Genomic DNA, 15,471 nt, shown 5'->3' with positions numbered 1-15,471 from the left:
AGGTGAGCTGGAAATGACGATTCAGAAAGTGATTCAATATGCTTGTAGCATATTAGGTGTTGTCAGTCTTTCTTTTATTTATGCTCAAATGTTTAAAAAAACGAAGCAGCCAAAGAAACATAATCCATCAGAGAATTGATTTTTTTACATAGCGTATATATTTCCTCTCGTTATTTCTGTTATGAGAGAAACGAACAGTATTCGTGCAAAGCTGGATGGCAGTCACCCTTTTATTAAGAGGGCGTGGGCTTAAGCAGTCCGTACAAGGCGTTGCGCAGCATTTTCTGAGTTTCCTTGCTTTTGGGATTATCCCTCTTTTCGAATATTTTGTCATGAGGCCGTTCATGGATGTATTAGGGAAAACACGTGTGACGATGCTCATCACGTTGACTGCACTTCCTATTAACTTTGTTTTAAATTATGGATTGATTTTTGGAAATGTGGGTTTCCAAGACTCTGACGGAGCTGATGCTGTCCTACTATTTGTTCGTCTCAGATTGATTGATAAATGTTTTGTTCATCTTGGGGAATCGGTAATATGACGCACCATAAAAGGCAACTGACATGAGCCAGTTGCCTTTTCATTTAATCATTCCATTGATATGTCCAGAAAATTTCTTCATCGAACCATTTTTGAACAACTGGTTCTTTATTTTTCAGCTTTTGCTCAAGCTCTCTAAGCATGCCTTCTGTTTGAGTTCGATGAGCTCTGAGTGCATTTAATTTAATATCTGCTACATCGGTCATATCAATCACAATATCTGGATCACCTAAGACTTCTTCTCTATTTCTCGTAATGGCCATGCAGTATGTCACAGGACGGTCTTCTTTTTTCTTCCGATAAAGTGCTCGAATGACAGCTTCCCCTGTTGCATCATGGTCTGGATGTACCCCGTGGCCAGGATAAAATGTGACTATGAGAGTTGGTTTGACTTCATCGATGATTTGTTCCATTACATCAGCCAAATATTCATCATCTTCAAATTCGAGCGTCTTATCCCGTAGTCCAAGCATTCGTAAGTCAGTGATATCCATCTCTTTGCAAGCATTGATCAGTTCTTGTTTTCTCAATTCAGGAAGTGTTTCACGATTGGCATACGTTGGACTGCCCATATTTCTTCCCATTTCACCGAGTGTTCCGCATGCATACGTGACAGGAATTCCGCGCTTTCTGCTTTGTGCAATGAGACCTGCGACCCCAAAGGATTCATCATCGGGATGAGGCAGTATCACTAGTACATGTTCTTTCAAGTCTCGTCACCCTTTCTCCTACACCGTAAATGGTGTTTCACTAATTTGTAATGAAATCGCAAGTTTTCCATCTGGCAGATGTCCTGCCATAAGCAGACGGCCCTCTTCATCGACCACATAGTCAGTCAAACCTTCTGCGTAAATCCAGCCATCTTCTGTTTTCATACCGACACGATACGGTCCTTGTCCTTTTATTTTCGCCTGTGAGTAGACGATTTTTGCATTGCGAATATACGCCACAACGGTCATATTTTGTTCATTCACATGCGCTGAATAAGAACCCGTTGTCGTTTCAAGATGCACGAAAACTGGACGATTTAAAAACGATTGAAGATGCGCTGTGACATCTTCCGTTTGAATTGGTTTCATAAGTTGTTCCTTCCTTCTTTTTGTAATAATTCTCTTAGCTTTTCTGTATGTAAACTGATCAGCTTTAATTGATGATCCCGTTGAATGGAGGCTTGCAATATCCTCTCCACCGATATCACATACTTTTCATAGAATGACTTTCTTGCTCGCGGATGCGTGTGTGCATCCTCCAAATCCTCGCATATTGCCTTTTGTAAGGACGGCATATCTCTTACATTAAGCGGACGATTTTTCCATAAAGATAGATAAGCTGATACAAGCTCATTTGCTTGTGTCATGTGATCACCTCAAACGGATTTGTTAACAATTTATTATGACATGATCCGCCATCAAAAAAAAGTAAACTGCTTTTGATTTTAATGAGCATTTGATGTTTTTTTCATGCGAAGTTGTGATGCTGTAAACAATAAAATCGCAACCCAAATACATAGAAACGTCAGAACTTTCCCTGCTGATAAGTGTTCGTGATACATAAACAACCCTAAGAAAAAAGTAATTGTCGGTGCAATATATTGGAGAATCCCGACCTGATAAAGAGGAATTCTTTTCGCACCTTCGGAAAACAAAAGAAGTGGAACTGCTGTAAAGACTCCAGCAAAGAACAATAACCCAAGAGAACCTATGCTGCTTGTCTGCATTGTGACTTCTGGTTCCTTTAAAAAGAAGATTAAATAAACAAGTGCGGCAGGAGCAAGAAGTAGCGTTTCAATGGTCAGCCCAATGGCACTCGTGAATGCCATCCTTTTTTTGATCAATCCATAAAAACCAAAGCTAAAAGCTAATAAGAAGGCAACCACAGGAAATGATCCGTACTGAACTGTAGAAATCATAACACCGCCTGCGGCTATGAAAATGGCAATGGTTTGGATTTTATTCAGTCGCTCTTTCAAAAAGATAATCCCAAGTAAAACTGATATAAGTGGATTAATATAATAACCCAAACTTGCTTCAAGCATTAAATGATGATTGACTGCCCAAATGTACACATACCAGTTGATCGAAATTAAAATAGCAGATAAAAGTAAAGAGTATAAAGCTTTACCATCTAACATAAGCCTTTTCATTGTTTGAATGGCTCGGCGGACTTGCTTTAAATATAGAAGAATACCGCACATAAAGACAAACGACCATAAAATTCTGTGAGCTAAAATTTCGCCTGACGAAATATGATCCATAAGTTTCCAATATAATGGGAACAGCCCCCACAATGTAAAAGATGTTGCAGTATACAGCACACCTTTTGTTTGCTCTTGATGCTCCAAGTACACCATCCCTTTCTAAACTTAACGTCTATTATAGCACGCGTACATTCAATTGGGCATACACTAATTCAGGGCATTTAGAAAGGATGATGTGCATGTTTGACTGGAACCGATTATTCCCTTTTCAAAAGCAATTTTCGAAAGAAATATTAAAGAACTCGGACCCTAAAGATGTTGAGCAATATGTCAATCAAGTCATGGAAAGTGTATTCGGCTCCAATTATCCTGCTCAGTTCCCCTTTCAGGATCCACTTAGTCAAAACAAAAAAACGAGTGAAACAGAAAAAGAGCCGAATGTCGAAGTGTTTGAAACAACTGACCATGTGTTTGTCAAAATTGAACTTGATCGTCCAAACACAGAAAAAATCAAAATCAAGCATACAGCCAACCTGCTATTTATCGATCATTTCCCTGAAGAAAATGCACAAAAGAAAATCGTCCTTCCTGCAACTGTAAAAAGAAAAGGAACGAAAGCGTCCTATCAGGATGGTATTTTGGAGATTATGTTTTTAAAGCATGATGATCCAGGCATTTCTGAAATAGATATTCCATTATAAAAAGCCTGCTTTTATCTTAAGCAGGCTTACTCTTTTCTTAATAATATGGTGGATATCCGCCGCCATAAGGTGGTGGAACAGGCGGTGGTGGTGGATAATAAGGACGGGGATAGTTAAAAATCGCACTTCCTAAAAAACCGCCAAGCAGTCCGCCGACTAAAGGAGCTCCAAAACCAAAAAACAAAGGGACTCTGGATTCATACGGCGGAATGCCAGGGGCGCCGCCTCGAAAATGCGGAGTATGAGGGTACATGCTTTTTCTCCTCCTTTGTCATGTGCCTAACATCAGCATATTCATTAGAAGGCAAAACGATTGGGCAAACCTTAAACTAGGCTTGCTCTTTTTTATCGTGAGACCCTGCATACTCTCCTGCCCAGCGTGATACTTGTCTAAAGACATCGCTTAATGCGTTCCCTTTTTCAGTTAAGCAATAGATGACTTTAACAGGTGTCTCAGGCAAAACCGTTCGCTCTATGATCCCCTTCTTGTTCCAGCTCTTTTAAGCGTTCTGCGAGCATTTTTTGGCTGATGGATGGAATAATGTCAGTCATGTCTTTAAAGCGTTTTGGACCATCAAGCAATACATGGATGATGAGACCATTCCACCTTTTGCCGAGAAGAAAAAATGCTTGCCTGAATATGAGGACATAATTCAAATGCCATATATTTCAGCCTTTCTTTTCATGATTGTTTGACAAACTATCGGTTAACAATTTAAAATGTCTCTAGTTATAATAAGTAAGTTTCTCACTTTTTTATTTATTGTACCATCCTATTAGCAGAAACGGGAGGAAATAACCAAATGGCGATCGATCACAAAACGATTGAAATTTTGAAAGAAAGAGCTTCAGTGAAAGAGTATGATACATCCCATGAAATGACAAAAGAAGAGTTAACAGAGCTTCTTGAAATAACAACGAAAGCACCATCTGCATGGAATCTTCAGCATTGGCACTTCACTGTATTCCATAGTGCTGAATCAAAAGCAAAGTTGTTGCCAATCGCTTATAACCAAAAGCAAGTGTCGCAAGCATCAGCCGTTATTGCTGTGTTAGGAGATTTTGAAGCTCACAAAAATGGTGAAAAAATCTATAGCGAACTAGCTGAACAAGGGGTTATTACAGAAGACATCAAAAACACATTGATGACCCAAATTAATGGAGCTTATCAAAGCGAGCAATATGCACGTGAAGCTGCCTATTCAAATGCTTCACTAGCTGCTATGCAATTAATGATTGCTGCCAAAGCAATGGGGTATGATACATGTGCAATGGGCGGTTTCAGTAAAGAAGCTTACATCAAAGAATTCAATGTAAGCGGGCGTTACGAACCAATTATGCTGATTTCAGTCGGTAAAGCAGCAAAAGAAGCTCACAAAAGCAATCGTTTTGACATCAATGAAGTCTCTGATTTCCTTTAAACGTGTCCCGGTCACTTTCCGGGGCTTTTTTATTTGCTTTAAATATTATCACTCCAAACTTTTCCATTTATCCAACTCGAAAACCCCCTTTTAACACCGCTCATTGTTTAAAATCCATCTTTTAAGAATGAAAGCGTTATAGTAATATGCTATGAAAGAAAATGATTGTTTTTTCTGAAAATGGTCTTGTGATCTAATCTGACAACTGCTATTATGATGAAATTACAAAATATTCAGGAGGAAATAATGAATAAAAAATTGATCATGATTCTACTCATAACCATTCCATTTATCGGGCAGCTCGTATTGCTTCCCTTTGTCAATCGCATCCATCCAATTTTGATTGGGTTGCCATTTTTCCACTTTTGGCTCCTATTGTGGATTGTTCTCACACCGATTTGTACATTTATCATTTACAGGATGCAACATTCAAATGGAGGAACTGACTGATGCAAGGAAATTTAACAGCTTTATTGATTACTGCATGTATTATTTTTATCGTTGTGATCATCGGATTTGTAGCTGGTCATGACAAATCTTCAAGACAGACAGTCGAAGAATGGTCTGTCGGCGGGAGAAAATTCGGCGGTCTTCTCGTCTGGTTTCTCGTTGGGGCAGACTTATATACAGCCTATACATTTTTAGGCTTAACCAGTACAGCCTATACGGCAGGAAGTGTCGCTTTTTTCGCTATACCCTATTCTGTGCTTGCCTATTTCATTGCTTATTTCTTCTTACCAAAACTATGGACCGTCGCAAAAAGTCATAAGCTGACAACACTGGCTGATTATGCACGCGTACGATTTGACAGCAAGCTTCTGTCAAGTTTGATTGCTATTGTAGGTGTACTGATGCTCATTCCTTATATTTGTCTTCAGCTCAGCGGCATTCAAGATACATTAACTGTCGCAGGTACAAATTATATTAACGTCAATGCAGTTGTTATGATTTCATTTATCTTAGTAGCACTATATACTTTTTTCAGCGGGATCAAAGGTCCTACATATACTGCCATTATAAAAGATATTCTCGTTTGGGTGATCATGCTCTTTATGGTTGTTTCACTGCCGATCATTCATTTTAATGGCTGGTCACCTATGATGAATACGTTAGCCAAGGAAGCTCCTCAGCTTCTAACAATCCCTGAAAGCGGTCCTAAAGGCATTTTGTGGTTCATTACAGCTTCAGGCGTTTCAGCACTTGCTTTATTTATGTGGGCTCATGCGGCTACTGGTGTATTCACCGCAAAAAGTGCAGATGCCATACGTAAAAACAGCATATTTTTACCCCTTTATAACATTGTATTGATTTTGGTCATCTTCCTTGGGTTGATTGCATTTTTAGTCTTACCAGAGGAGACAAATCCTAGATTTGCTCTTCTTCATTTAATTCAAACATCTTATGGAGGCGTGATGCAGGGGCTTGCTTATTCAACGATTGCACTGGCTTCTCTCATTCCATGTTCTATTATGGCCATTGGTGCGTCGAATTTATTTGCGAATAATTTATATCGGGACTTGATTCATCCAAATGTGTCACCGAAAAGATTAACGATCATTACACGTTCGATGGTGTTTATTGTTATTGGCCTTGCTCTTTTATTTGGTATGCTATTCCCTGCGGCACTTGTGACGCTGCAATTGATCGGTGTATCAGGAATGGTTCAGATTTTCCCAGCGATTGCAATGAGCCTGTTTTGGAAGAAGCAATCAAAAGAAGCAACCATTGCAGGACTTGTGGTTGGGATCATTGTGACCTTTACCGCCAACATTTCACAAGTCACATTTGGCCTTTTTGAAGGTTTCCTCGGTTTATTAGCAAACGTTGTTGTCATCCTGATCCTTAATCCGTTTTTTCAAAAGAACAGCATATCAAATTCCGTCACGAACGAACTGTTTGAAGAAGGAAAAGCAGCAAATATCGCAAAAGACGCGTAAACACAAGAAAAGCAGTCCTCAAAAAAGGGACTGCTTTCTTTATTTTATTTCTTGTTTCAATAATTCTATGGCTTTTTTCATTTGCGTATCATTCTTTTTAAGCTTTTCTTGTATTTTTGTCATGAGCACAGTCGTTGTATCCCCTGTTAAGATTCCGTCTGCCTTCAAATCATGATCTGCTTGGAAGCTTTTCACAACAGTTTGGAACGCCTGATCATACTCTCCATTTGCCTTTGCCTTGTAGCCGAGTGCTTGGAACATTTTTTGAGCCGCTTTTACTTCGTCTCCATTATCATTCAGTTGATAAGTCTTTTTCGGATTTAAATATGGCAGCTTTGCATAACTTGGGAGAGATGCTTTCACCTGTGGTTCAATTCCTTTTTTGTGAATCCAAGATCCATTCGGTGTCAGCCACTTTGCAATGGTTAACTTGACACTAGAGCCGTCTTGATAGCTTTGGGCATTTTGTACGGTTCCTTTACCAAATGTTTTCTCACCAACGATTTGAATTCCTGATGATTGATGCAGGGCCGCCGCCATAATTTCAGCAGCACTTGCCGATCCGCCATTTACAAGGACTACGGCTGGTTTATGGACCTTCCGTTCTTTTTCTGCTTTGTACACTTGTATCTTCCCTTTTTCCTCGACCTGCATAATGACTTTTCCTTTATCAATAAAGTCATTACTCATTTGTATGGCTTCTGTCATAATGCCCCCAGGGTTGTCTCTTAGGTCAATCACATATCCTTTGGCCCCTTGTTTCTCTAACTTATTAATAGCTTTATCCAATTCTTTAGATGTGGTTTCTGCAAATGATGTAATTTGGATTTCTCCTATTTTATCTTTCGTTAGCTTTGTATAAACTGTTTCAAGCGGAATCGTATCTCTTGTGATATTCACATCCACATTTCCAACACCTTGTCGATTCAGATGTAGCTTAACATCCGTTCCTTTTTTACCTCTAATGAGAGATACTGCTTTGTTCACAGACATCCCCTTTGTGCTTTTCCCATTCACCTCTAAAATTCGATCATGAGGTTTCAAACCAGCTTTTTCAGCAGGAGAGCCTTTAATTGGGGCGACAATTAATATTTGTCCATCCTTTTCTTCCACTTGTGCACCAATACCTTCAAATGACGAAGAAATGGTATTGTTAAAACCTTTTGCGTCCTCCTGATCCATATATGTAGAGTATGGATCATCTAGTGATGCAATCATTCCTTGAATCGCACCGTCTATTAGTTTTTGATCATCCGTTTTTTTGTAATACTCATCCTTCACCTTCGTATAAGCAGCCATGAGTTTACTGAACTTTTCATCTCCTGCGACACTGACAACACCTTGTTTTGTGATCACAAAAGTAATCGCTGAGGAAAGTGCTGCTGTCACGAGAATGGCTATTACGATTTTGATTTGTTTTTTCAAAAAAACACCACCTTATCTCCTTTCATTATTATCAAGGACGATTGTTCATCCGTCAACTAGATGATAAAACTTCTACTTGAAAAGATAAGCCATTTGACCTTGCATTGCATATATCTTTATAGAGAAACACGATATGGAAAGAAGGGGTTTTATGAGTGACTATGTAGAAATGCTCGCCTATTTTGGCGTATCAGGTGCACACCCTGGTGGAATTGAGTTAACGAAAACAATGATTGAGCATTCAAAGCTGCTTTTTGATCAGCGCATACTTGATATTGGTTGCGGGACAGGACAGACAGCAGCGTATTTAGGAAATCTAGGCTTTCATGTGGATGCCATTGATACGCATCCATTGATGGTGGAAAAGGCCAACCTCAGATTTAAACGAGAAGAATTGCCGATCAACGCCATACAGGCGTCAGTCGAAAATCTTCCATTTGCAGATGCGTCATTTTCTCTATTGATCAGTGAATCTGTCTTAAGCTTTACACACTTATCAGCAGCTCTTAATGAAATGAAACGTGTTCTTTTACCTGGGGGTAAATTGTTAGCCAATGAAGCTGTGTTAAAAGCACCGCTATCAACAAAAGAACTTGCAGCCATTCAAGAATTTTATGGCTTTCGCTCACTCTTTTCTCCTTCTGAATGGGAGGAGCAGTTAAAAGAAGCAGGCTTCCATGATTTACGTATTCTCTCCTTCGACGAGCACATGGTACAAGAGGAGCCAACAGAAATGGAATTATCTCCTCATATACCGTCTAAGCTTTACGACACTTTACAAACACACTATGACTTCATCCAAGCACATCGCCAGCATCTCAGTCATATTCTATTCGAATGTACTGTGTAAAATGAGCGAATCTCCTATATGTTTTGTCCAAACTCTATCATTTATCTTGCATAAGATAAGAGTGAAAAGAGTTTGTCAAAAGGAGGAAAAACATGGAGCGCTACTACAAACTTTGTCAACAGCACTTGGGGAAAGTAGCTAGAATCACCGATCGAAACGGCAGAGTGCATGTCGGACGTATTGAACGGGTGACAAACCGCAAAGTCTATATTCGTCCAGTCGGCGGTTTCCGCCAAGGCTTTGGGTTCGGCTATTATGGCGGTTATTATGGCTGGGGCGCCGCTTACGGAATTGGTCTTGGCTTCATTACTGGCTTCGCATTAGCAGGATTATTCTTTTTTTAAAAAAAGAAGGCCTCCCAATGGCTGGGAGGCCTTTTATTTGCTTATATTTTCTTGACTTTGTTCATATACTCTTCAAATGTTAAGTCGTGATCATGCATTGCTTTTGCTGCTTCTTCGCCAACATAGCGCAGGTGCCATGGCTCGTATTCGTATTTCGTAATGTCTTCTTTCCCTTTTGGATATCGGATGATAAAGCCATATTTATAAGCGTTTTTCGCCACCCACTTGCCATCAGGTGTTTCACCAAACTTTTCAGAGATCTCAAAGCCAGCACTTTTTGAGGAAATATCAATCGCAAGTCCTGTTTGATGTTCACTTTCACCTGGTAGAGCAACTGCTTCTTGAGCTTTTTCTTTCCCTTTTATTTTGACTTCACTGTCAAAAATGGTTTTTTGACGATCATAAGAACGATAGCCAGATACAGCAACAAGCTCGTAGTTTTCTTTTTTCGCTCTATTAAATAACTTGGCAAGGGCTTCTGCTGCTTCTTTCCGAATATATCGTTTTTCGATATTCTCCGAAAAGGAGAATTCAACTTTTGGTACAACGAGATCAGAAGGTTTATAGGTACCCGGCAATGCATATTCTTTGTTAACAAGTGCAAGAATATTTTCAGGGTTTTGTATGGTTTTCAGCCCACTGACAACCTTGATGTCATTGAAATATTCACTCTTTAACGTCAGCTCTTGATTAAATGGATCTGCCGTAGCATTTGAGTTTTGCTGGGATGATTGATTTGCTGATTTTTGTTCGTTTGTTTTGTTTACATCTGATGTGTCGCTCTTTTGATCGAGCAACTGGCAGCCCGATAATGCGGCCGTCAAACCAAGAATCGATGCGATTGAGAGTACTTTATAGCTTTTCTTCATGACATACCTTCCTTTTGCTCTGCTAAAAAAATAAAGATGCGCTACATCGTAGCACACCCTTTATACTATTATAAAACAGAATCTAGTGCAATTAAGATCATTTCGTCAAAAGTCGTTTGACGCTCTTTTGCAGTTGTCTCTTCTCCTGTCAGAACATGATCACTTACTGTTAGAATCGATAACGCTTTTCTACCGAATTTTGCAGCGAGCGTGTATAGAGCTGTTGTTTCCATTTCAATTGCGAGAATGCCGTATTGATCCATGAGCTCAAGTGGTTTTTCATTGTAAAACTGGTCTGCTGTAAATACATTTCCGACACGCACAGCTACATTTTTTGCTTCTGCTGTGTCGTAGGCTTTCTTGAGTAGACCAAAATCAGCGCAAGGCGCGTAATCAATCGGTCCAAATACGACACGATTCATTTGGGAGTCGGTTGATGACGTCTGTGCTAAAATAACATCACGTACATTCACATCTTTTTTAATCGCTCCGCACGAACCGACGCGGATTAAGTTTTGAACATCATAGCTTTGAATGAGTTCATTGACATAAATCGAAATAGACGGTACACCCATCCCAGTGCCTTGTACGGAAATACGTTTTCCTTTATATGTGCCTGTAAAGCCATACATGCCGCGCACTTCGTTATAGCACTCGACATCCTCTAAATATGTATCTGCAATATATTTCGCACGAAGCGGATCGCCAGGAAGCAATACCGTTTCTGCAATTTGTCCTTTATCTGCTCCAATATGTACACTCATTTTTTAGCCTCCACTTACGTTTAACGTGTGTTTTATCTTATTTATTATAAACGATTGAGGGAAAAAAAGAAAATAGCCAGCTGGCAAGAGAGCTGGCATCTGTGGTCCTTTGGTTAACTCATCAACTTTATTCTTTCACTACGTTTCCATCCTGTCGGAAAGAGCTGATAATAGCACTTGCCCTTTTTCCTATCATCAATCTCAACAATATCACCTGTCGTGATAAACCGCGCATTGTAATCATTAGGGACTGTATCATGTACATTAAATGTTGAGAATGCTTTTTCCAGTACATCTTGATGTGTTTTGCCGCCAATCATTGTCCGGTACACAGGCTGATGCCCGTTAGTATCACCATAACTAGGTGTTTGGTAAATGGTTAAGTGATAGGCTGAAGGTTTCTTTTGAAAAAATCTCAACGTCAATTGCATCAAAATCCCTCCCTTTTTATATAAAATTGGCTAGGATTTGATAATCTCCTTCTTCTATTTTTGTCGATTGACGGACATTTTTTCGTCAATCTTTTTAAATAAGAGAAACAAAGCCAGTCCTATCGCAAAGCCTCCTGCCACATCTGTCAAATAATGAACACCAATATACATTCGGCTGACACCGATGACGATCACAAATAATGCAGTGATGAAGTAGACTTTTTTTTGTCTTTCTTTTAGCCAAGGGATCATTTCAATTAATAGATATGCAATGAAGGGATAGATGGTTGCTGCATTCATGGAGTGTCCGCTCGGAAAGCTATAATATGTTTCATTGACAAGATGCTCAAAGGCTGGACGCTCTCTGCCAAACAGACCCTTTAACTCATGATTCATCGTTTTTTCACTTATATACAAGAAAAAAAGCAATATGATCGAGTGATAGCGCCTATACATCAGCAGCACCACACTAAAGATGAGCATGATGGGGACAAGGGTGGCACTCATACCTAAATCCGTCACAGTCAGCATCATATCGTTTAATAAAGGGAGTCTAATGTGTTCAAACCATAAAATGATATGGTTGTCCGTTTCTTGAAATACATTGGAAACCATAAGTACACTGATAGCTCCAAAAACAATGAAAAGAAAAATAACATTCACGTTGAAGGATTCGCCTCCCTTTCTCCTCAGGAATCTCTTCAAAGTATAGCGGCTACCACGCTTCTTCTTCAACTATCATTGCTTTCATCAACATATATTCGAATGTAATGTCTGCAAGCTCAAAGGTTTCCAGTTCAGTTGGTATGTACCCTCTTTTGACCAGCTCCATATAGAAGAATTCCGCAATTTCCTCTGTATCAATCACCAAATCCGCTTCTTTCATTGCTTTCCGCCTCCTTTTTTATGATGTATGAACCTCGCCTGTTTTTTATTACAGTTTGTCATAATGGCTCATTCCATACATATAAATGCAGTAAACAAAAAGAAAAGGGGCATGATCGCAAATGAAATGGTTAAGCATGTTAGATGGTGACGCATTTGATCAAGTGATGGGCCGTATCTTGAGGGGATGGTTTTATGTGATTGCTTTTTTCTGTGTACCTTACTTTTTATTCGTTTTAGGACAAGTCTTTCTTTAACCAAAATGCTCAGTTAAACTTTCCAAAATAAAGTCCATCATATCCTTGTATTCTGGATCTTTAAAAAATTCATAGAGAATTTTATAATCATTATAAATATCAAGAAGCTCATCCACTATAGATACAGCGAGGAACTCTAGTGATGCTTCGCTTTCTTGTTTCTCTTCTAAATGTAAAAGAGCTGTCTGAACTATATCGTCTTCTTTTTCTTTGGCGGTTTCACCTACGTAATGTACAAAAAGAAGCTGATGAACAAATTGGTCCATTTCGTATTTCCTTAGCACAAGAGTTAAATCTTCTTCCTCTGTCTCCAGCCATTCTCCGTCTTTTAGCCTCGTTAATTCGTAAATCACATCTTCCCAGCCATCATCAAGGTAACGCCAAATTTCAGTGCGGTGACCAATGATTTTAAAGAGTTCTTTTCCGTAATCTTTCACGTATACAACATCGCCAATGAGGAACTCATATTCAATGTCCAGCTTCTCAGTATCCACAATCACCCCGTCATATTCATCGTAAAGCTGAAGTGATGTTTCAAAATAAAGCACCTCATTATGATTGACCTCATACAAATAATGCTGGTCAATTTGATGGACTTTTGTAATCGTTCCAACTGTGCCATACATGATAACGACGACAATATCCCCTATTTTATATTTTGGTGCTTTCGCCTTCATTTTGTCTCCTCCTTGCCCGACTTTTGGTCTTAACGTATCGTATGCCGGCGCAAGGAATTCTGCATGGGCAACCAAACCATACTAAACGCCATTTTATTTCTTCATAAAAAAACCGCTTCCCCATTTACGGAACAAGCGGTGAAAAGTTTATTTTTTTTTGACTTCCACTTCGTATTGCTCATAGGCTTCGTCAAATGTAGTCATTGAGGTTAAATAATCTCCATTTAATTCTAAATATGCACATAACTCATGATAATCTGTCGAAGTTTTAGGAAAACTGTGATCTTCATAAGCTGCATTAGCAAAATGACCGGTATCATCCTGCGGTTTTGGATGCCTGAACTTCATTAAATAATGGTAAAACGACTTCACCTGTTTATTCCCTCCGCGACACTCTATTTTGATGTTATATTATACAGGATTTTGATGACTTGTATAGGCGGAGGTATAAATTATGAAGAAAAATCAAAGTAGTTTCGTTTTAATAAACGCTTCATGCTCATTAATTCTTCATATGAGATTTTTTCTGGAAGTTTTGTTTGGTCCACCAATATTAATTGATCTTCTATCTCCTTCACCGTTTCATCCTTCTGATACGTCATCCCGCAATGTTCGCATGAAAACGAGGGTGTTTTTATAATTTCGATTGATTGTGTCCCAGTGATCAGCTCCCAATAAACTGTTGTTTGTTCTTTCTTAGCTTTCTTTTCCAAACACCAATCACATGTGAACAAGGTCAATTCTCCTCCTTGACAATTTGATCTTTCTTGAGTTGTGCTTGATATTTCTTCTCTTTTAGTTCATCCCGTTTTTCTCGTTTGTTTTTGAGTGTATCATGCGCCGGATTTGTCTCGTACGACTCTCTTCGTTTCATCCGTCTTAGATTTTCTGGTGTAAAGGACGTTGCTTCATCTTGGAATATTGCCGTCACCCCATCAGCCGGTTCCTTTATCTCTTCATAAATTTCGTGAAAATAATCATCTGCTTGCCCTGCCACATATTGTTCTGGTTCAGGATAGGATGTAATGACGCCTTCAAAGTTACGAAGGACCACTTTATCAGGACTTTGAGAGAGTAAATAATTTGGCTGCAAAGCGATCTTTCCTCCACCTCCTGGCGCATCTACGACAAAGGTAGGCACTGCATAACCGCTCGTATGTCCTCTTAACCCTTCTATGATTTCAAGCCCTTTTGAGACAGGTGTTCTAAAGTGACCAATCCCCTCAGATAAATCACATTGGTAAATATAATAAGGTCTGACACGAATCTTCACAAGATCATGCATCAGTTTCTTCATAATTGGCACACTGTCGTTAATACCGGCAAGGATGACGGCCTGATTGCCTACCGGAACGCCAGCATTGACGAGACGCTCACAAGCTTCTTTTGATTCTTTGGTGATTTCGATACTTGTATTAAAATGAGTATTGAGCCAAACTGGATGATATTTCTTCAAAATCTCACATAATTCATCTGTGATTCTTTGCGGAAAGACAACTGGTGCACGGGTCCCAATCCGAATGATCTCGACATGCGGGATCTCTCGTAAATTTTTCAAAATGTATTCTAAGACTTGATCATTGATTAAAAGTCCGTCACCGCCTGAGATTAGCACATCACGAACCTCAGGTGTTTCTCTAATGTAGCCAATCGCCGCATCTAACTGTTTTTTAGGAACCCCCATTCCGATCTGACCAGAAAAACGTCTTCTCGTACAATATCGGCAATACATAGAGCATTGATTTGTGACAAGAAACAGTACGCGATCTGGATATCGATGTGTTAAGCCTGGAACAGGTGAATCCTCATCTTCATGAAGCGGGTCTTCTAGGTCGTATTTTGTTTTGTGGAGCTCTTCTGCAATCGGAACAGATTGCATACGTATTGGACACCTTGGATCGTCTGGATTCATCAGTGAGGCATAATAGGGTGTGATGTTAAGCGGAATGGTTTTGGTTGAGATCTTCACCCCTTCTTTTTCTTCTTCTGTTAAATTGACGACTTTTTCTAAATCATCAAGCGTTTTGACCGTATGCGTCAGTTGCCATATCCAGTCGTTCCATTTTTCCTCAGGTACATCCTTCCAAAGCTCAATGTCCTTCCAATGGCGCATTGGTTCATACAGTTTCTGATTCATATCCATTCCCCCTATCAGCATTCACTTTATACTAC

23 protein-coding genes and 2 pseudogenes are annotated in these 15,471 nt (G+C 39.4%); 9 read left to right on the top strand and 16 right to left on the bottom strand.

Annotation, left to right across the window (positions count from 1 at the left end; translation table 11 throughout):
- Positions 1-13: 13 nt before the first annotated feature.
- Positions 14-139 carry a hypothetical protein gene (locus ABVJ71_RS02945; protein WP_353855531.1) on the top strand — a complete coding sequence of 42 codons (126 nt, stop codon included), beginning with the start codon at positions 14-16 and terminating at the stop codon, positions 137-139.
- An 82-nt stretch (positions 140-221) separates the two neighbouring features.
- Positions 222-449 (top strand): annotated as a pseudogene (locus tag ABVJ71_RS02940) (MATE family efflux transporter); the annotation flags it as partial.
- Between the two features lie 136 nt (positions 450-585).
- Here the strand turns inward: ABVJ71_RS02940 and bshB2 are convergent.
- The 4 genes from bshB2 to rarD all read right to left on the bottom strand — a co-directional run bounded on the left by bshB2 (position 586) and on the right by rarD (position 2,882).
- Positions 586-1,251, bottom strand: coding sequence for a bacillithiol biosynthesis deacetylase BshB2 (gene bshB2, locus ABVJ71_RS02935; RefSeq protein WP_353855530.1), 666 nt, complete (start codon positions 1,249-1,251; stop codon positions 586-588).
- An 18-nt stretch (positions 1,252-1,269) separates the two neighbouring features.
- On the bottom strand, positions 1,270-1,620 hold the full coding sequence (locus ABVJ71_RS02930) for a YojF family protein (protein WP_353855529.1): 351 nt from the start codon (positions 1,618-1,620) through the stop codon (positions 1,270-1,272).
- Positions 1,617-1,898 (bottom strand): hypothetical protein, encoded by a 282-nt coding sequence (locus tag ABVJ71_RS02925; protein ID WP_353855528.1) that lies wholly within the window; start codon positions 1,896-1,898, stop codon positions 1,617-1,619. Before ABVJ71_RS02925 ends, ABVJ71_RS02930 begins: the two co-directional genes overlap by 4 nt.
- A 78-nt stretch (positions 1,899-1,976) precedes the next feature.
- Positions 1,977-2,882 carry an EamA family transporter RarD gene (gene rarD, locus ABVJ71_RS02920; RefSeq protein WP_353855527.1) on the bottom strand — a complete coding sequence of 302 codons (906 nt, stop codon included), beginning with the start codon at positions 2,880-2,882 and terminating at the stop codon, positions 1,977-1,979.
- A gap of 95 nt (positions 2,883-2,977) precedes the next feature.
- On the opposite strand from rarD, the gene ABVJ71_RS02915 reads away from it, so the two are divergent.
- Positions 2,978-3,439 (top strand): spore gernimation protein GerT, encoded by a 462-nt coding sequence (locus tag ABVJ71_RS02915; protein WP_353855526.1) that lies wholly within the window; start codon positions 2,978-2,980, stop codon positions 3,437-3,439.
- 37 nt (positions 3,440-3,476) lie between these two features.
- On the opposite strand, the gene ABVJ71_RS02910 is transcribed toward ABVJ71_RS02915, so the two are convergent.
- Complete coding sequence (locus ABVJ71_RS02910) at positions 3,477-3,692, bottom strand: hypothetical protein (RefSeq protein ID WP_353855525.1); 216 nt, start codon at positions 3,690-3,692, stop codon at positions 3,477-3,479.
- Between the two features lie 76 nt (positions 3,693-3,768).
- Positions 3,769-4,103 (bottom strand): annotated as a pseudogene (locus tag ABVJ71_RS02905) (winged helix-turn-helix transcriptional regulator).
- Positions 4,104-4,242: 139 nt separating this feature from the next.
- Between ABVJ71_RS02905 and ABVJ71_RS02900 the strand changes: the two are divergent.
- From ABVJ71_RS02900 to ABVJ71_RS02890, 3 genes are all read left to right on the top strand, one after another.
- Positions 4,243-4,860 carry a nitroreductase family protein gene (locus ABVJ71_RS02900; RefSeq protein ID WP_353855524.1) on the top strand — a complete coding sequence of 206 codons (618 nt, stop codon included), beginning with the start codon at positions 4,243-4,245 and terminating at the stop codon, positions 4,858-4,860.
- A gap of 246 nt (positions 4,861-5,106) precedes the next feature.
- Positions 5,107-5,310, top strand: a complete 204-nt coding sequence (locus ABVJ71_RS02895) for a DUF3311 domain-containing protein (protein WP_353855523.1) — start codon at positions 5,107-5,109, stop codon at positions 5,308-5,310.
- Positions 5,310-6,797, top strand: a complete 1,488-nt coding sequence (locus tag ABVJ71_RS02890; protein ID WP_353855522.1) for a sodium:solute symporter — start codon at positions 5,310-5,312, stop codon at positions 6,795-6,797. Before ABVJ71_RS02895 ends, ABVJ71_RS02890 begins: the two co-directional genes overlap by 1 nt.
- Positions 6,798-6,836: 39 nt before the next feature.
- Here ABVJ71_RS02890 and ABVJ71_RS02885 read toward each other — a convergent pair whose 3' ends face one another.
- On the bottom strand, positions 6,837-8,222 hold the full coding sequence (locus ABVJ71_RS02885) for a S41 family peptidase (RefSeq protein WP_353855521.1): 1,386 nt from the start codon (positions 8,220-8,222) through the stop codon (positions 6,837-6,839).
- Between the two features lie 151 nt (positions 8,223-8,373).
- On the opposite strand from ABVJ71_RS02885, the gene ABVJ71_RS02880 reads away from it, so the two are divergent.
- Positions 8,374-9,072, top strand: a complete 699-nt coding sequence (locus tag ABVJ71_RS02880; protein ID WP_353855520.1) for a class I SAM-dependent methyltransferase — start codon at positions 8,374-8,376, stop codon at positions 9,070-9,072.
- A 92-nt stretch (positions 9,073-9,164) separates the two neighbouring features.
- Entirely contained in the window at positions 9,165-9,416 is a 252-nt protein-coding gene (locus ABVJ71_RS02875) for a hypothetical protein (RefSeq protein ID WP_353855519.1), read from the top strand.
- Positions 9,417-9,457: 41 nt separating this feature from the next.
- On the opposite strand, the gene ABVJ71_RS02870 is transcribed toward ABVJ71_RS02875, so the two are convergent.
- The 5 genes from ABVJ71_RS02870 to ABVJ71_RS02850 all read right to left on the bottom strand — a co-directional run bounded on the left by ABVJ71_RS02870 (position 9,458) and on the right by ABVJ71_RS02850 (position 12,366).
- Positions 9,458-10,285 carry a M15 family metallopeptidase gene (locus ABVJ71_RS02870; RefSeq protein WP_353855518.1) on the bottom strand — a complete coding sequence of 276 codons (828 nt, stop codon included), beginning with the start codon at positions 10,283-10,285 and terminating at the stop codon, positions 9,458-9,460.
- Positions 10,286-10,353: 68 nt separating this feature from the next.
- Positions 10,354-11,049 (bottom strand): purine-nucleoside phosphorylase, encoded by a 696-nt coding sequence (gene deoD, locus ABVJ71_RS02865; protein WP_353855517.1) that lies wholly within the window; start codon positions 11,047-11,049, stop codon positions 10,354-10,356.
- Between the two features lie 113 nt (positions 11,050-11,162).
- The gene (locus ABVJ71_RS02860) at positions 11,163-11,480 is read right to left on the bottom strand and encodes a YodL domain-containing protein (RefSeq protein ID WP_353855516.1); all 318 of its coding nucleotides are present in this window, start codon (positions 11,478-11,480) and stop codon (positions 11,163-11,165) included.
- Between the two features lie 54 nt (positions 11,481-11,534).
- Positions 11,535-12,143, bottom strand: a complete 609-nt coding sequence (locus tag ABVJ71_RS02855) for a phosphatase PAP2 family protein (protein WP_353855515.1) — start codon at positions 12,141-12,143, stop codon at positions 11,535-11,537.
- A gap of 52 nt (positions 12,144-12,195) precedes the next feature.
- Complete coding sequence (locus tag ABVJ71_RS02850) at positions 12,196-12,366, bottom strand: YozD family protein (protein WP_353855514.1); 171 nt, start codon at positions 12,364-12,366, stop codon at positions 12,196-12,198.
- A gap of 121 nt (positions 12,367-12,487) precedes the next feature.
- Between ABVJ71_RS02850 and ABVJ71_RS02845 the strand changes: the two genes are divergently transcribed.
- The gene (locus ABVJ71_RS02845) at positions 12,488-12,622 is read left to right on the top strand and encodes a hypothetical protein (RefSeq protein ID WP_353855513.1); all 135 of its coding nucleotides are present in this window, start codon (positions 12,488-12,490) and stop codon (positions 12,620-12,622) included.
- On the opposite strand, the gene ABVJ71_RS02840 is transcribed toward ABVJ71_RS02845, so the two are convergent.
- The 4 genes from ABVJ71_RS02840 to ablA all read right to left on the bottom strand — a co-directional run bounded on the left by ABVJ71_RS02840 (position 12,619) and on the right by ablA (position 15,436).
- Positions 12,619-13,299, bottom strand: a complete 681-nt coding sequence (locus tag ABVJ71_RS02840; RefSeq protein ID WP_353855512.1) for a hypothetical protein — start codon at positions 13,297-13,299, stop codon at positions 12,619-12,621. The two genes, ABVJ71_RS02845 and ABVJ71_RS02840, sit on opposite strands and share 4 nt — an antisense overlap.
- 147 nt (positions 13,300-13,446) lie before the next feature.
- Positions 13,447-13,671: a YozE family protein gene (locus tag ABVJ71_RS02835; protein ID WP_353855511.1), complete on the bottom strand. Its 225-nt coding sequence runs from the start codon at positions 13,669-13,671 to the stop codon at positions 13,447-13,449.
- An 80-nt stretch (positions 13,672-13,751) separates the two neighbouring features.
- Positions 13,752-14,033, bottom strand: a complete 282-nt coding sequence (locus ABVJ71_RS02830; protein ID WP_353855510.1) for a YokU family protein — start codon at positions 14,031-14,033, stop codon at positions 13,752-13,754.
- Positions 14,034-14,035: 2 nt separating this feature from the next.
- Positions 14,036-15,436: a lysine 2,3-aminomutase gene (gene ablA / locus ABVJ71_RS02825; RefSeq protein ID WP_353855509.1), complete on the bottom strand. Its 1,401-nt coding sequence runs from the start codon at positions 15,434-15,436 to the stop codon at positions 14,036-14,038.
- Between the last annotated feature and the right edge of the window lie 35 nt (positions 15,437-15,471).

It is taken from the genome of Bacillus sp. Bos-x628 (genome assembly GCF_040500475.1).
GTDB lineage: Bacteria > Bacillota > Bacilli > Bacillales > Bacillaceae > Bacillus > Bacillus maqinnsis.
Note: the sequence above shows the minus strand (reverse complement) of the source record. Positions and strands in the feature narration are given on the sequence as shown.

Bases quoted from the DNA above. Each gene is read 5' to 3' on its own strand.
- ABVJ71_RS02945 (WP_353855531.1), top strand. From the start codon at position 14: ATGACGATTCAGAAAGTGATTCAATATGCTTGTAGCATATTAGGTGTT.
- ABVJ71_RS02930 (WP_353855529.1), bottom strand. From the start codon at position 1,620: ATGAAACCAATTCAAACGGAAGATGTCACAGCGCATCTTCAATCGTTT.
- ABVJ71_RS02925 (WP_353855528.1), bottom strand. From the start codon at position 1,898: ATGACACAAGCAAATGAGCTTGTATCAGCTTATCTATCTTTATGGAAA.
- ABVJ71_RS02915 (WP_353855526.1), top strand. From the start codon at position 2,978: ATGTTTGACTGGAACCGATTATTCCCTTTTCAAAAGCAATTTTCGAAA.
- ABVJ71_RS02910 (WP_353855525.1), bottom strand. From the start codon at position 3,692: ATGTACCCTCATACTCCGCATTTTCGAGGCGGCGCCCCTGGCATTCCG.
- ABVJ71_RS02900 (WP_353855524.1), top strand. From the start codon at position 4,243: ATGGCGATCGATCACAAAACGATTGAAATTTTGAAAGAAAGAGCTTCA.
- ABVJ71_RS02895 (WP_353855523.1), top strand. From the start codon at position 5,107: ATGAATAAAAAATTGATCATGATTCTACTCATAACCATTCCATTTATC.
- ABVJ71_RS02890 (WP_353855522.1), top strand. From the start codon at position 5,310: ATGCAAGGAAATTTAACAGCTTTATTGATTACTGCATGTATTATTTTT.
- ABVJ71_RS02880 (WP_353855520.1), top strand. From the start codon at position 8,374: ATGAGTGACTATGTAGAAATGCTCGCCTATTTTGGCGTATCAGGTGCA.
- ABVJ71_RS02875 (WP_353855519.1), top strand. From the start codon at position 9,165: ATGGAGCGCTACTACAAACTTTGTCAACAGCACTTGGGGAAAGTAGCT.
- ABVJ71_RS02870 (WP_353855518.1), bottom strand. From the start codon at position 10,285: ATGAAGAAAAGCTATAAAGTACTCTCAATCGCATCGATTCTTGGTTTG.
- deoD (WP_353855517.1), bottom strand. From the start codon at position 11,049: ATGAGTGTACATATTGGAGCAGATAAAGGACAAATTGCAGAAACGGTA.
- ABVJ71_RS02860 (WP_353855516.1), bottom strand. From the start codon at position 11,480: ATGCAATTGACGTTGAGATTTTTTCAAAAGAAACCTTCAGCCTATCAC.
- ABVJ71_RS02850 (WP_353855514.1), bottom strand. From the start codon at position 12,366: ATGAAAGAAGCGGATTTGGTGATTGATACAGAGGAAATTGCGGAATTC.
- ABVJ71_RS02845 (WP_353855513.1), top strand. From the start codon at position 12,488: ATGAAATGGTTAAGCATGTTAGATGGTGACGCATTTGATCAAGTGATG.
- ABVJ71_RS02840 (WP_353855512.1), bottom strand. From the start codon at position 13,299: ATGAAGGCGAAAGCACCAAAATATAAAATAGGGGATATTGTCGTCGTT.
- ablA (WP_353855509.1), bottom strand. From the start codon at position 15,436: ATGAATCAGAAACTGTATGAACCAATGCGCCATTGGAAGGACATTGAG.